This is a genomic window from Roseateles sp. (assembly GCF_049240545.1).
GTDB lineage: Bacteria > Pseudomonadota > Gammaproteobacteria > Burkholderiales > Burkholderiaceae_C > Paucibacter_A.
Map to the genome: position 1 here is coordinate 1 of NZ_JBMLSK010000041.1, position 13,947 is coordinate 13,947.

Genomic DNA, 13,947 nt, shown 5'->3' on the forward strand with positions numbered 1-13,947 from the left:
CCCCTGGTCAAAATTCAATCGGCGCGGGTGGTCAAAATTCGGTCGGCGCCAACACACGACCGCCTCCAGCAGCCGCATTGCAACTTTGTGCTCTGTGGCGGCGTCAAATTTCGTGTCGTAGCCCAGAATGTGCATGACCGAGTACATGGCCGGAACAATCGGATCGACGCAGCCTCGGGCCAGGAGCCGCCCAAGGTCTTTTCGTTGCGTGTCGAGTTCAACGTCCAACTCCTCAAACTCAGCTTCTGACAGCCCCGCACTTCGCTCATTCTGATCCGCGCGCAAAACGGAGTGAGTCCAGGTTTGCGCCAGATCGTCCAGTTGCTGAGGGGTCAAATCGGTCACCTGCTGGCGAGCGGGGGGACTCCAGGTCTGCTTGAAGCTGTTTCGCCGCTTGGCGAATTCGGCGTCGACCTTGGCCTCTTCGGCGTGAAGACGCTCTTTGGCCAGGCGCAGATCGCTGGTGCCCAAACTAACGACCACCTCCCGCTTGTGCTGCGGATAGAGGTGATGCAAGTCTTTGGGAATTCGGCGTCGGAATTGAAAAATTCCGCGCTTGCCGCGAAGGTAAAGATGCTCAGGGAGTGTTTGCATGATGTTGCCATTTCGATGTTGTGTGTAACACCGTGTGTAGCAACTACTGCCTGAGAACTTATACCTCGCCTGCAAGTCCTTGAGAATCAAGGACTTAGAAGAAGTTGGGGTGGCTGATGGGGCTCGAACCCACGACAACAGGAATCACAATCCTGGACTCTACCAACTGAGCTACAACCACCGCAGAGCTTAAGATTATAGAACGGCTTTTATATCAAATGCAAGCTTTTCTACTAAATTCTTTTTGAGCGACTCAAACACAGACTCGCCGACTAAACAGGATTATAGCGAAGGACTCGATGCGGCCGCCGCAGGCGCCTTCACTTGCACTTTGAAGCGCGCCTTGAGCGCATCTACAAAGGCCTCCCCTTCGGCCACGTTCCAGGCTTGTGCGTATTGCTCAGCCGCACGAGAAGCATCGACAACTGCTGGATCACGCGGCAAGACCTTGGTCAAACGTGCCACAACATAAACGCCCTCACCGGCGTCTAAGCCAATCACCGCAGGCAACTTACTGGCATCAGCAACCAATACCGCATCTAGCACCTTGCGAGGCAAGTCTCGAGGCATCGCACGCGAAACCACGACCGGCGCAGACAGCCCAGCTTCGTCCCCCCCCTTTTGCAATGCAGCAAGACGCAACTGGCCGGCCTTCACAGCTTCTGCGGTGGCCAGCTTGCGCAGCAGTTGCGCGCGCACCTTGTCATGAACTTCGGCCAAAGGCTGCAGATGGGAGGGCTTGTGCTCCACCACACGTGCGGCTGTCATCTGACTTGAACCTGTTTCCAAGGCCTCGGTGTTGCGCTTGTTGCGCAAGGCCTCGTTGCCAAACACAGCCTCCAAAAGCTTGGGAGATGCCAATGGCCCCGACGCTCCCGGCAGCGGCGTCCGCTGCACCGTTGCTGTTTGCACCGTCAGCTTCAGCTTCTCAGCCGCAGGCTGCAGGCTGTCAGATTGCTCATAGACCAAGTTACTGAACTGTTCAGCAGCCTCAGAATAGCGACGCTGCGCCAACTGCTTGCGCACCTCGGATTCGATTTCAGGACGAACGGCCTCAAACGCCTTCTTGTCGCCACCGCGAATGCCGGTCAACTGAATGAAGTGGTACCCATATTCAGACTCGACCACATTGCTGATCTCACCCGACTTGAGCGCGAACACCGCGTCTTCAAAAACCTTGACCATCGCGCCGCGGCCGAAGAAATCAAGATCACCACCATTCGCCGCCGAACCCTCGTCCTGCGAATTCTTGCGCGCCAAGTCAGCAAAGCCGCTCGGGTTCTTGCGGGCCTGAGTCAGCAATTCTTCGGCGCGAGCCTTGGCCTTGCTGCGCTCATCTGCTGAAGCCGACTTCTCGGCCTTGATCAAAACATGGCTGGCGCGACGCTCTTCAGCCACCGAGTAGCGCGAAGCATTCTCAGCATAGTACTTGCGCAGGTCTTCTTCAGAAAAGCTAACGCCAGCCTTCAGTGCCTCCAAGTCCAAAACCAGATACTGGATTTGCGCGGATTCCGGCTTCTGGAACTGAGCTGCATTGGCACTGTCTTTGTAGAAGGCCTCGATTTGAGCTTCGGTGATCTGAATGCCAGCAGCGAAGTCTCGGGCATCAAAGCGCTGCATTTGCACTTCGCGCTGCTGCAGCAAAGCATCAAAGGCCATCGCCGAGTTGGCCGTCGAAGCAATCGTCGAGCCACCAACACCTGCAGTCACCTGGCGCAGGGTCAGGTCTTGCCGCAAACGCTCCAAAAACATCTGCGAGTTCATGCCTTGCGCCGCGATCAAGCCCTTGTTGAGAGTGCCGTCAGGGTTGCGCAAAAAGGCGAATTGCGGGTCATTGCGGAAAATCTGGCTCAAACGCTCATCGCTGACCACCAAATGCTGCTCGGCTGCCGCTGCTTGCATCACTCGATCACGCACCAAACCGTCGAGAGCCTCGCGCCGCACTTCCGGCGAATCAAACAATTTGGCGTCCAGATTTGGCATCTGCTGGCGCATGCGATCGACCTGTTGGCGGTGCGCAGCATCCCATTCAACCTGGGTGATCTTGCGCCCATCGACGGTTGCCACGCCCTTATTGGACGAGTCCATAAGGCTGGTGTAGCCCTCAACACCGACCAAGACAAAGGAAGGCACGATCAAGATCAGCAAGATCAGCTGAAACAGTCGGTTGTGCTTGCGAACGTATTCAAACATCTTCTAAAACCTCAGACGGGCAGACACGACAAAGGCGAACCGAGGTTCGCCTTTGCGTGGGGTGGCACTGCGGCCAAGGCCCACGCCCAGCGCATCGCTGGACTTGGGCATTTATGGTGGGTGCTGACGGGCTCGAACCGCCGACCTGCGCCGTGTAAAGGCGACGCTCTACCAACTGAGCTAAGCACCCGGGTCAACCGGAATTCTGTGTGGAACGCGAACAGTTTAATTGATCGCGTCCTTGAGCCCCTTGCCGGGCTTGAACTTAGGCACCTTTGCCGCCTTGATCTTGATGGCGTCGCCGGTACGTGGGTTGCGACCAGCACGCGCTGCTCGCTTGGTCACACTGAAGGTACCGAAGCCTACCAGAGAAACCGAACCATTCTTCTTCAGCGTGGTCTTCACGCCACCGATCAGGGCCTCCAGCGCACGAGTTGCAGCGGCCTTGGAAATGTCTGCCTGCGTTGCGATGTGCTCGATCAGTTCGGACTTATTCACTTCAGTACCTCTCACAAAGACTCGCCGGCCAGAGCCGGCGCTCACCCATTGACACTTGCTCACATCGTTTGAGGTTCTTTCGAGCAGCGCCCGAAACCAAGCCCGTCAAACAAGGGAAGCGCATTCTAAGCGCATTCATCGACGTCAAAGAGCAGGTGAAAGCCCGGGGGACAAGTTGGATTTGCGCCCACAAGTTCCGGCGGTCAAGGCAATCGATGAAGCTCGCATGAAACAAGCAAGCCATCGAACCTGAGTCTCGCGTTTCAGTCTCAGGGCAAGAGTTCAGAAAGCCCTCAAATGCCCGATGTCATCGGGCTTTCGCCCTGATTTCCGGCAAGGCTTTTTGCAGGTAATACACCATCGACCAGATGGTCAACACGACGGCGGCCAGCATCAGCACCGTCCCCCACAGGCGCGTGGAGATCATCCCAAACAAAGTCCCATCAAAGAGCAGGAAGGGAATCGCAATCATCTGGGCCATGGTCTTGAGCTTACCCACCATATGAACCGCCACGCTGCCGGAGGCTCCGATCTGGGCCATCCATTCGCGCAGCGCGGAGATCGCAATCTCGCGCCCCACAATCACGAGAGCGACCAAGGCATTGACACGCCCCAACTCCAACAACACCAGCAGCGCCGCGCAGACGAGAATCTTGTCGGCCACTGGATCCAAAAACGCGCCGAATGCGGAGGTCTGATTCAGCTTGCGCGCCAAATAGCCGTCCAGCCAATCGGTCAGCGCGATCACGACAAACAGCCCGGTCGCAAACAAGTTTTGCGTCTGTTTCTCCAGATCCAAGTAGTAAACCCCAACGATCAGGGGAATGGCCACGATACGGGCCCAGGTAAACAGTGTTGGCAAATTGAAAAACATGAGGGTCATTGTGCCCAACAATGGGGCACCTCCTGAGGCCTTGAAAAACAATGTCTCTTTAATGACGCAACCCTCGGCTGACTCGGCACCAGGTCAAGGCATTCGAGTTCAATCGAGGGTACGCGGCTTGAATCGCCTTTGATCATTGAAGAGGAAGGTTTCGCTGAACTTCCAAGGCTCAGGCAAACGCGAAACATTGCCAAAGGGCGCCGCCCGATGAATCGCCTCAATGGCCATTTGCAGGGTCTCCGGCGCTTGACCTGGGCGACGCAAAACATGGATGGTTTTGATGCTGCCGTCGTGACGCAATTCCACTTCGAGCACAGGAATTGCCAACAAGACGGCCGGCACCTCACCCAGATAGGTCATCTCTGGATTGGCGGCAATCAATCGCTGCGCCGCTTGGGCACGTAACTCGGCGTGGCTGTGTGGCTGTTTTGGTGGACCCAAGCCCGTTGGCTTGGCCGGTTCGGGCGCCTTTGGTGCGACCGGACTGGAGCGATCGGCCGGCGTCGGCTCCGGGCGCTCCTGCACGGGTGATGCCGGCCTGGCAGCGGGTTTGGACAAACTTGGCAAGTTGGAGCATCCGCTCAGAAAGGCGGCCAAGCCCACGCCAAAGCCCAAAGCAACTCGAGGCAAGCAGGACTTGACGGCACTCTCGACACGCCTCGCCGGCTTCTCAATGCAAGACACGATAGATCTCCTCGGCCAGTTCCCGGGATATTCCTTTGACACTGGCTATTTCTTCGATGCTGGCCTCGGCCACGCCGCGCACACCACCAAATCGTTGCAGCAATTGGGCGCGTTTCTTGGGCCCGATGCCATCCACATCCTCAAGCCGTGAGCCCCCGGTGCGCACGGCTGCTCGCTTGGCGCGCATGCCTGTGATGGCGAAGCGATGCGCCTCATCGCGGATCTGCGCAATCAGCATCAGCGCCGCCGAATCTCGGCCCAGATAGACCTTGGGGCGGCCGTCGGCGAAGACCAACTCCTCCAGACCCACTTTGCGACCCTCGCCCTTTTCCACGCCGGCAATCAAGCCTAAGTCCAGGCCCAGCTCTTCAAACACTTCACGCGCCATCGAAACCTGGCCGCGCCCGCCATCGACCAGGACCAAATCGGGCAAGCGCCCGTTGCCCAATTGAGCCGCTTCCGCCATCTTGCTGTATCGACGGGTCAAGACCTGACGCATCGCCGCGTAATCATCGCCACCGGTGATGCCCTCAATGTTGTAGCGCCGGTACTGACTGCTTTGCATCTGGTGAGACTCGAAGACCACACAGGAAGCCATGGTGGCCTCACCAGCCGTATGGCTGATGTCAAAGCACTCGATGCGAAACGCCTCCAAGTCCTGGACCGACAAGTCCAGCGCATCGACCAAGGCCCGCGTGCGGGCTTGCTGAGAGCCCTCTTCAGACAACAGGCGCGCCAAGGCCAGTTCTGCGCCCTTGATGCACATTTCCTGCCAGATTCGCCGCTGCCCGCGTGGCTGCGCCTGAGTCGTGACCTTGTAGCCGGCCTGATCGCTCAAGGTCTGACTCCAAGACTCATCAACCGCCTCGTTCAACACGATCAAGGACGGCACTTGGGCGTCCAAATAATGCTGCGCGATGAAGGCCTCCAGAACCTGTCGCTCGGGTGAAAGCTGCTGGGCCCGTTGTTCATCGTCGGCCAAGGCCAGAGAGGTGGCCTCTTCCACGTGCTTGGGGAAAAAGGCCCGATCACCCAAATGACGGCCACCTCGCACCATGGCCAGATTCACACAGGCACGCCCGCCCTGCACCTTGGCCGCGATGATGTCGACATCCCGGTCGCGACCGGTCGCACTGTTCTCATCCATCGACTGCTGCTGCAAGACCCGGGCCAATGCACTGATCTGATTGCGCACCTCGGCCGCCAACTCAAACTGCAGCCTTTCGGCATAGGCCATCATCTGAACCTGCAATCCCTCCATCACCGCTTCGGTCTCGCCCAGCAAAAAACGCTCCGCATTGCTCACATTGCGGGCGTAATCCTCTCCCTGACCTTCGGGGACGCAAGGCCCTGAGCAACGCCGGATCTGGTACAGCAAACAAGGGCGACTGCGATTGTTGAAAACCGTGTCTTCGCAGGTCCGCAACTTGAAAACTTTCTGGATCAGCTGAATCGACTCCTTCACCGCCCAGGCGCTTGGGAAGGGTCCAAAAAAACGATGCCGCCGATCGACCGCACCGCGGTAGTAGCTGATGCGGGGGTACTGATGACCACTGAGCTTCAGATAGGGATAGCTCTTGTCGTCGCGAAACAAGATGTTGAACTTGGGGTTCAGCGTCTTGATCAGGTTGTTCTCAAGCAGCAAGGCCTCGGACTCGGTGCGCACCACCGTCGTCTCCATGCGGGCGATTCGCGCCACCATCATGCCGATGCGGGTACCGCCGTGGTCCTTCTGAAAATAGCTGGACACCCGCTTTTTCAGATGCTTGGCCTTGCCCACGTACAAGACCTGGTTCTGCGCATCAAAGTAGCGATAGACGCCCGGTAGGCCCGGCAAGGCCGCCACTTCTTGCAACAAACGCTCGCGCCCTGCACTGGCCGCCTGCTCGACCTCGGCCACACGCGCGGCCTCAGCCGCCTCAATGGTTTGGCGTTCGCTGGCCCATTCGGCTTGTTTTTGTGCGCCGAGTTCCGCTGCGCTGCGCTCAGCATTCTCGGCCGCCACCGAGTTTGCCTCGCGGTCTTTGGCTGCCTTCAAAGATTTGCTGGAATCAGACTCTTGCATGGTGCGCGATTGTGCCGCGAGGCGGCATTGATAATTCCGGCTTGCATGCGGCACAAGGAAACTCGTGGGACTGAAGTGGGACTTGTTTTGTCAGGTGATTGACAACTTCGGCGACGTCGGCGTCGGTTGGCGGCTGGCGCGCGACCTGGCCGCGCGCGGCGAAACCGTCCGCTTTTGGATCGACGATCCCAGCGCCCTGCAGTGGATGGCACCCGGCGCCCCCCCCTCAAACCTGGAAGTTCGTCACTGGTCCGAAAGTCTCAAGGAGACCACGGTCGGCGACGTCGTGATCGAGACCTTTGGCTGCGAACTGCCTCAAGCCTTCGTCGCAGGCATGGCGGCTCGTCAACCGCAGCCACCCCTCTGGCTCAATCTGGAGTACCTCAGCGCCGAGTCCTATGTGGAGCGCAGCCACGGCCTCAGCTCGCCGCAGTTCAGCGGCGCCGGCCGAGGCCTGAGTAAGCAGTTTTTTTATCCCGGCTTCACGGCTCGAACCGGTGGCTTGCTGCGCGAAGCTGGGCTGCTGGAGGAGCAAGCGCATTTTAATAGCGAAGCCTGGCTCGCCGGACACGGACTGGTGCGCCGCAGCGGTGAACGTGTCGTCAGCCTGTTTGCCTACCCCAATCCACGGCTGCAGGACTTGCTGCAACAACTGTCAGCGCAACAAGCCACCTTGCTCTTGGTCTGCCCGGGGGCTGCGCAGCAGCAGCTTCTCGAATCGCCCCAAGTGGCTTGTATGCAAAACCTGCGCTGGCATGCCCTGCCCTATTTGAGTCAGCCTGAATTCGATCGGCTGCTCTGGGCCTGTGATTTGAATTTCGTGCGCGGAGAAGACTCTTTCGTGCGAGCCCAATGGGCCGGCAAGCCCTTCGTCTGGCAGATCTATCCGCAGGCCGACGGTGCTCATGGACCCAAGCTGGAGGCCTTTATGGACTTATGGCTGCAGCAGGTGGCGTCCGATCCAGCACGGCAATGGCGGGCGCTGTGGCGGGCCTGGAACGGCCTGGGTGACTGGCCCGCCGCCATGCCAAAGATGAGCCCAGCCCTGAAGCACGCCGAAATCTGGCGTGAGCATTTGGTATCCCGCGCGGATTTGAGCAGCCAGCTGATCGAGTTGAGCCGCAAAACAGGCTAAAATCCGGCGCTTTGCTGCGCCACGGAAGCTTCTGGCGTGGGCTTGCAACGTCATTTGGACAGGCCTTGAATCAGGCTTGCGGGAATCTCAGGATCTCGCCCCTGAATTCATTTGTCTGCGCCGGCTTGATCGAATTCCAAGCTTTCAAGCGAAAACACCAGGCGAACCCGACGATTTGAAGATTTTTTAAAAAACTTGAATCGGCCGCCCCAAAGAACCTTTTTTCCAAAACGGAACACTCATGAAGATCGCTCAAGAAATCCGCGCCGGCAACGTCATCATGCACGGCAAGGACCCGATGGTTGTGCTGAAGACCGAATACAGCCGCGGCGGCCGCAATGCCGCAACCGTGCGCATGAAGCTCAAGAGCCTGCTGAACAACTCCGGTACCGAAGTCGTGTTCAAGGCCGACGACAAGATGGACCAAATCATCTTGGAGAAGAAGGACTGCACCTACACCTACTTCGCCGACCCGATGTATGTGTTCATGGACACCGAGTACAACCAGTTTGAAGTGGAAGCCGAGAACATGGGCGACGCCCTGTCCTACTTGGAAGACGCGATGCCTGTGGAAGTGGTGTTCTACGACGGCAAGGCCATTTCGGTCGAGCTGCCCACTTCGCTGGTGCGTGAAGTGACCTGGACCGAGCCAGCCGTCAAGGGTGACACCTCGGGTAAGGTTCTGAAGCCCGCCAAGATCTCCACCGGCTTCGAAATCCCTGTGCCTATCTTTGTGGCCCAAGGCGACAAGATCGAAATCGACACCCGCACGCACGAGTACCGCAAGCGCGTCTGAGGACTCAGTCCCTGCAAGCACTTGGGTGCATGCGACAAATCAAAAGGTGCCCGCAGGCACCTTTTTTTTCGCCGGTCCCGCCGGCCCCTCTTCTAGTGCAGGCATAGTGGCCGACCGGTGTTTTCTTGAAGCTAAGCTCATGGACCTGGAATTGCAACTGTTTGAATCCTTCCGACTGGACCGCCTGAACCATGCCCTGCCGGGTTACACCTTGGAGTGCTTGCCGCATCTGAGAAGGCATGTGCCGCTGGGCGGCCCCACAGGCGGTGAAGCGCTGATCTGCTTCAGCCAACTGGACAGCGGAGTCGAAGCAGCGCAGATCGAAGCGCAGATCGAGCACTTCCGGCGCCGCAAGCAGGACTTTGAGTGGAAGGTTTATGCACTGGAGCGGCCAGCCGATCTGAAGCAAATGCTCGAGAAAGCGGGCTTCAAGGCCGATGAACCCGAGTGCTTCATGCTGTACCCCTTGAAGGGACAGGCACGACGAAGCCGCGGCCTGCAGGGTGCTGATGCGCGCCAAGAGGTGCCGATGGAGGTGGAGATTCGCCGCATCGTCAACCCCAAAGATCTGGACGATGTCCTCGCCGTGCAGGCCGCCATTTGGGGGCGGGACTTTGAATGGCTGCGCGCCAAGCTGGCGCTCAGCCTGAAAGAAGCAGAAACGATGAGCATGTTCTGCGCCTATGCCCATGGCCAGCCGATCGGGAGCGGATGGACCGACTATCCCAGGGGCTCGCGCTTCCCGGAGCTGCATGGCGGCGCGGTACTGCCCGCGTGGCGGGGGCGCGGGGTCTATTCCGCCTTGTTCGACTGTCGCTTCGAGGAGGCCCAGGCGCGAGGCTTTGAATGGATGGCGGTGGATGCCTCGCCGATGAGCTTGCCGATCTTGCAAGCCATGGGCTTCTTGCCCATCTGCATGACTTGGCCCCTGCGCTACTTTTTTGCCAGCGAAGACAAGCCCCAGGCTCAGGCCTCGGTGTAGACCCGCCCTTTGCCCAACCAAACCTCGTTGTGGGCGGCGCCCGCCGGAATCATGGGAAAACAGTTCTCCTCTGACTGAACCACCACGTCCAGGAAGAACGGGCCTTCGGTGTCCAGGCATTCACGCAGCGCCGCATCCAGATCCTCCCGCCGCTCCACACGCGCAGCCCGCCAGCCAAAGGCCAAGGCCAGCGCTACAAAGTCCGGCAATGCCTCGGTATAGCTGTGGCTGTAACGGCCGCCGTGGATCAGTTCTTGCCACTGCCTGACCATGCCCATGCGGCCGTTATTGCACAAGACCAATTTCACCGGCGTGCGGTGCTGCACGGCGGTTGACAGCTCCTGGATGTTCATCAACACGGAGGCATCGCCGCTGACGCACACCACCGGTTTATCTGGATGCGCAATTTGCGCCCCGATGGCCGCCGGCAGGCCATAACCCATGGTGCCCGCGCCACCCGAACTCAACCAGCGACCGGGTCGCTCCAGGCGGATATGCTGAGCGGCCCACATCTGGTGCTGCCCGACGTCCGTCGAGACAATCGCATCCAGGCCGGCAATCGCAGCGTTCAATCGACTCATCAAGGCCTGAGGCAAGATAGGCCCTGAGCGCTCCTCCTCAAAGCCCAAGCATGCTTCGGCTCGCCAGCGGCCGATTTGTTGCCACCAGTCCTGCAGGTTCGCGGCTTGGTATTGGCCTTCGGCCCAAACCCGCTCCAGTGCCAAGAGGCTGTCGGCGCAATCACCGACCAAGCCAACTTCGGTGGGCACCACCTTGCCAATCGAGCGTGGATCCACATCCAAATGAATGATCTTGGCATCGGGGCAAAAGCCGTCGAGCTTGCCGGTCACGCGATCATCAAAACGAGCCCCCACGCAAACCACCAGATCCGCGCGGTGCATCGCGAGATTGGCCTCCAAAGTGCCATGCATGCCCAACATCCCCAGGAACTGGGCGTCCGAGGCCGGAAAGGCGCCCAAGCCCAACAAGGTCAGCGTGCAAGGGGCCTCAGTGAGATGCACCAAACGCTTGAATGCCGCACAGGCCAAGGCACCGGCGTTGACCAAACCGCCTCCGCCATAGAACACGGGCCGGCGAGCTTGGGCCAACAACTCAGCCGCTCGGATCAACTGCGCTTGATTGCTGCGCGGGCAGAAAGGCAGCAACTGAGCGCGCGGGGCCGGTGAAGGGGGCACGCCAGCGCTGTCACGCGAGCGGGCTTCGGTATTCTTTGGGTCCGGCCTTGGCAGCGTGGCCAACTGAAGGTCCTTGGGGAAATCCAACAAAACCGGGCCCGGGCGCCCGCCAGCCGCACAAGCATGGGCGCGCACGACCAAGCTCGCCACCTGGCCAACCTCGCGAATCTGCGCATTCCATTTCGTCACCGGCTTGGAGATGCCCAAGGCATCACACTCCTGAAAAGCATCGGTACCGATGGCGCTGGTGGCCACCTGCCCGCTGATACACAGCACCGGCACCGAATCGCACAAGGCATCCAAAAGTCCTGTGGTGGTGTTGCTCATGCCGGGACCCGAGGTCACGAACACGACGCCGACCTTGCCGGAACTGCGCGCATAGCCTTCGGCCGCATGGACAGCGGCTTGCTCATGCCTCACCAACACATGGCGCAAACGAGGCTCGGCGTGCAGCGCGTCGTACAGCGGCAGCACCGCGCCACCGGGGTAGCCAAACACCGTGTCCACGCCCAAGTCCAGCAAGGCCGAAATCAAGGCTTGTGCGCCGTTGAAAGGAGCCTCAGAAGTGGGCGGGGTGTCCAGCCCGACAGGGCGTTCGTTGAGTGAGCATTTCATGGCACCACTTTGCCCAAATTGGCACAGCAAAGGCTGCTGAAATTTCCAATGGAAATGGATAATTCAGGAAATCCTTCTTCCAAATATAGTTTTCACAGAATGAAGCTCGATAAACTCGATTTCGCCATTCTTGGCGCCCTGCAGCGAGATGCCCGCATCAGCCTGCAAGAACTCAGCCAACAAGTCGGGCTGACAAGTTCCCCTTGCTGGAGTCGCATCAAGCGCATGGAGGAAGCGGGCGTGATTGAAGGCTACGCGGTCCGCGTCAATGCGGCCAAGGTCGGGCTGGCAGACACCGTGATCGTTCAGGTCACCCTGGAGAGCCACTCCGACGAGGCGCTGTTCGAATTTGGCCAGGCCCTGGAGCAGATTCCAGAAGTCCTGGAGGCCTTTTTGGTCTCGGGCGACTATGACTACTACGTTCGGATTGCGGTGGCCGACACCCGTGACTACGAGCGTTTGCTGCGCGAGCGGCTCTACAAGATTCCTGGCATCCGGCACAGCAAGTCGAGCTTTGTGCTGCGACAACTGAAGCAGAGCCAACTGCCTTTGCGACAGTAAGCTCAGCCCCGCCCCCACCCCTGCGCCGCAAGGTCAGACCGCGAGACCCTGCTCAGTCAAACACGCCTTCTCGCAGCCACTTGGTCGCCACCCACTTCTCTCCCTCCAGCACCGGCGCGCCGCCGTGCAGGGTCAGGGTTGAGGGGTCAGGTCTTGCGTAGCTGAAAAACACGGCGTTGCCCTTGACGGGCATGACATCGAGCTTGACGTCAGGGAAGATCGTGGCGCCACCCGCCGTCGGGGTATTGAGGTACATCACCAAGGTGCCAACGCGCTGCCCGCCCCGGCTCAAAATGGCCTCCGAGCCCGCCATCTGGGGGTCAAAATAATCGTAGTGCGGCAGGTATTCGGCACCCGGTCGATAACGCAGGATTTGCAGGCCCTCTCCCCGATCCACCGGCCAATTCAGCAAACGAGACAGCCGCGCCTCCACCTTTCGCACCAGCTCGTTTTCCCCTCGCTCAAAAAACATGCCATCACTGGTACGGGCTGCATTGACCTCGCTGCCCGCCTGGGTTGCTGCCACGGTTTCAGACCGCGCCAAGCGGGCACCAGCCGCGGCCACCATCTCGTCGCATTCCTGATCGGAAAGCAAGCCGCCCAGCAAGACCACGCGTGGGTGGCTCAAACTCAGCAAGACCTGCACCTGCCGATCGCCCAGCCACAGGGTCGGCGTCCCGCGACTCAGATCGGGCTCGGGCAAGGCGCCGACGGATGCCACAGAGGGGCTTTGCCCCATGATGGCGCCACCGGTGCTGCTTTGATCAAAGGCCAGTTGCGCAACGGCGACTTGCCAACCACTGCTGCACATCGAGGCCACGATTTGCTCGCGGTCGAAGCCCTGCGCGAGCTGCTCGGTGATCCATTGCCTCAACTCAGGGGTGATGTGTTGCTGTCCACTCATGCCGGTATTTTGCGTGATCACCGACCCCGTTTTTCAACTCAAGCGGCGTCGGAACAACAAGCGCTCGGGCGAGGATAAAGCGGCCTCGAAGGCGTAGCCCTCGGCATTGAAACCTTGCAATCCTGCCGGCGTGTCGATCCGCTCGGTGATGGCGTAACGAGCCATCAGTCCACGCGCGCGTTTGGCGAAGAAACTGATGATCTTGTACTGCCCGTTCTTCCAATCCTCAAACACACACTCAATCACCCGCGGCTTCAAACTCGGGCGATCGGCAACGCGAAAGTACTCTTGGGAAGCCAGATTGACGATCACCGGCACCTGAGCTGCAGCGGCGCAAGCATTCAAATGCTCGGCCAGACGGTCACCCCAAAACTTGTAGAGCGTGGTACCAGCGGGATTGTCCAGGCGAGTGCCCATTTCGAGCCGGTAGGGTTGGATCAAGTCCAGTGGGCGCAAGACCCCATAGAGGCCCGACAAAATGGCCAAATGCTGCTGCGCCCATTGCAGCTGCTCGGTGCTCAGGCTGGCTGCGGCCAAACCTTCATACACATCACCATTGAAGGCCAGGACAGCCGGCTTGCTGTTGTTATGCGTGAACTCGGGGCGCCATGACTGAAAGCGCGCCACATTCAGCTCCGCCAATGGCGCCGACAAATCCATCATCTCGGCTACATCCGCTGGCGACTTGGTCTTCAGCAGCTTGATCAACTGGCTGGACTGCGGCACAAACTGCGGTTGACTGCTCAATGCCAACAGGGGATCAGGGGTCGGGGTTTCGTAGTCAAGCGACTTGGCGGGAGAGATCAGATAAAGCATGGCTGATATTCTCGCCGCTCTAGAT

Annotated in this window: 13 protein-coding genes and 2 tRNA genes; 4 read left to right on the top strand and 11 right to left on the bottom strand. The window is 59.3% G+C overall.

All coding sequences use genetic code 11. The features are described 5' to 3' along the window. From ACOVRJ_RS02235 to uvrC, 8 genes are all read right to left on the bottom strand, one after another. The coding region (locus ACOVRJ_RS02235) for a DUF6538 domain-containing protein (protein ID WP_422042279.1) at positions 1-684 on the bottom strand (684 nt) is incomplete at its 3' end. 15 nt (positions 685-699) lie between these two features. Then, positions 700-775 (bottom strand) — tRNA-His (locus ACOVRJ_RS02240). Positions 776-876: 101 nt separating this feature from the next. Beyond that, positions 877-2,787, bottom strand: coding sequence for a SurA N-terminal domain-containing protein (locus ACOVRJ_RS02245; protein WP_422042280.1), 1,911 nt, complete (start codon positions 2,785-2,787; stop codon positions 877-879). Between the two features lie 114 nt (positions 2,788-2,901). Beyond that, positions 2,902-2,977, bottom strand: a tRNA-Val gene (locus tag ACOVRJ_RS02250). Between the two features lie 35 nt (positions 2,978-3,012). Further along, entirely contained in the window at positions 3,013-3,300 is a 288-nt protein-coding gene (locus ACOVRJ_RS02255) for an HU family DNA-binding protein (protein WP_422042305.1), read from the bottom strand. Between the two features lie 292 nt (positions 3,301-3,592). Continuing rightward, positions 3,593-4,159, bottom strand: coding sequence for a CDP-diacylglycerol--glycerol-3-phosphate 3-phosphatidyltransferase (gene pgsA, locus ACOVRJ_RS02260; RefSeq protein ID WP_422042281.1), 567 nt, complete (start codon positions 4,157-4,159; stop codon positions 3,593-3,595). Positions 4,160-4,267: 108 nt separating this feature from the next. After that, the gene (locus tag ACOVRJ_RS02265; protein WP_422042282.1) at positions 4,268-4,609 is read right to left on the bottom strand and encodes a hypothetical protein; all 342 of its coding nucleotides are present in this window, start codon (positions 4,607-4,609) and stop codon (positions 4,268-4,270) included. Between the two features lie 229 nt (positions 4,610-4,838). Continuing rightward, positions 4,839-6,917 (bottom strand): excinuclease ABC subunit UvrC, encoded by a 2,079-nt coding sequence (gene uvrC / locus ACOVRJ_RS02270; protein WP_422042283.1) that lies wholly within the window; start codon positions 6,915-6,917, stop codon positions 4,839-4,841. 64 nt (positions 6,918-6,981) lie between these two features. Between uvrC and earP the strand changes: the two genes are divergently transcribed. The 3 genes from earP to ACOVRJ_RS02285 all read left to right on the top strand — a co-directional run bounded on the left by earP (position 6,982) and on the right by ACOVRJ_RS02285 (position 9,830). Further along, positions 6,982-8,052, top strand: coding sequence for an elongation factor P maturation arginine rhamnosyltransferase EarP (gene earP / locus ACOVRJ_RS02275; protein ID WP_422042284.1), 1,071 nt, complete (start codon positions 6,982-6,984; stop codon positions 8,050-8,052). Between the two features lie 241 nt (positions 8,053-8,293). After that, positions 8,294-8,848 carry an elongation factor P gene (efp, locus tag ACOVRJ_RS02280; protein ID WP_422042285.1) on the top strand — a complete coding sequence of 185 codons (555 nt, stop codon included), beginning with the start codon at positions 8,294-8,296 and terminating at the stop codon, positions 8,846-8,848. A 139-nt stretch (positions 8,849-8,987) separates the two neighbouring features. Further along, positions 8,988-9,830, top strand: coding sequence for a GNAT family N-acetyltransferase (locus ACOVRJ_RS02285; RefSeq protein ID WP_422042286.1), 843 nt, complete (start codon positions 8,988-8,990; stop codon positions 9,828-9,830). On the opposite strand, the gene ilvB is transcribed toward ACOVRJ_RS02285, so the two are convergent. After that, positions 9,815-11,641 (bottom strand): biosynthetic-type acetolactate synthase large subunit, encoded by a 1,827-nt coding sequence (gene ilvB / locus ACOVRJ_RS02290; RefSeq protein WP_422042287.1) that lies wholly within the window; start codon positions 11,639-11,641, stop codon positions 9,815-9,817. The two genes, ACOVRJ_RS02285 and ilvB, sit on opposite strands and share 16 nt — an antisense overlap. A gap of 99 nt (positions 11,642-11,740) precedes the next feature. Here ilvB and ACOVRJ_RS02295 point away from each other — a divergent pair, with 99 nt between their 5' ends. After that, positions 11,741-12,202, top strand: coding sequence for an Lrp/AsnC family transcriptional regulator (locus ACOVRJ_RS02295; RefSeq protein WP_422042288.1), 462 nt, complete (start codon positions 11,741-11,743; stop codon positions 12,200-12,202). A 52-nt stretch (positions 12,203-12,254) separates the two neighbouring features. Here the strand turns inward: ACOVRJ_RS02295 and ACOVRJ_RS02300 are convergent, their stop codons facing one another. Next, the gene (locus ACOVRJ_RS02300) at positions 12,255-13,106 is read right to left on the bottom strand and encodes a 2OG-Fe(II) oxygenase (RefSeq protein WP_422042289.1); all 852 of its coding nucleotides are present in this window, start codon (positions 13,104-13,106) and stop codon (positions 12,255-12,257) included. A 33-nt stretch (positions 13,107-13,139) separates the two neighbouring features. Beyond that, the gene (gene yaaA / locus ACOVRJ_RS02305; RefSeq protein WP_422042290.1) at positions 13,140-13,922 is read right to left on the bottom strand and encodes a peroxide stress protein YaaA; all 783 of its coding nucleotides are present in this window, start codon (positions 13,920-13,922) and stop codon (positions 13,140-13,142) included. Between the last annotated feature and the right edge of the window lie 25 nt (positions 13,923-13,947).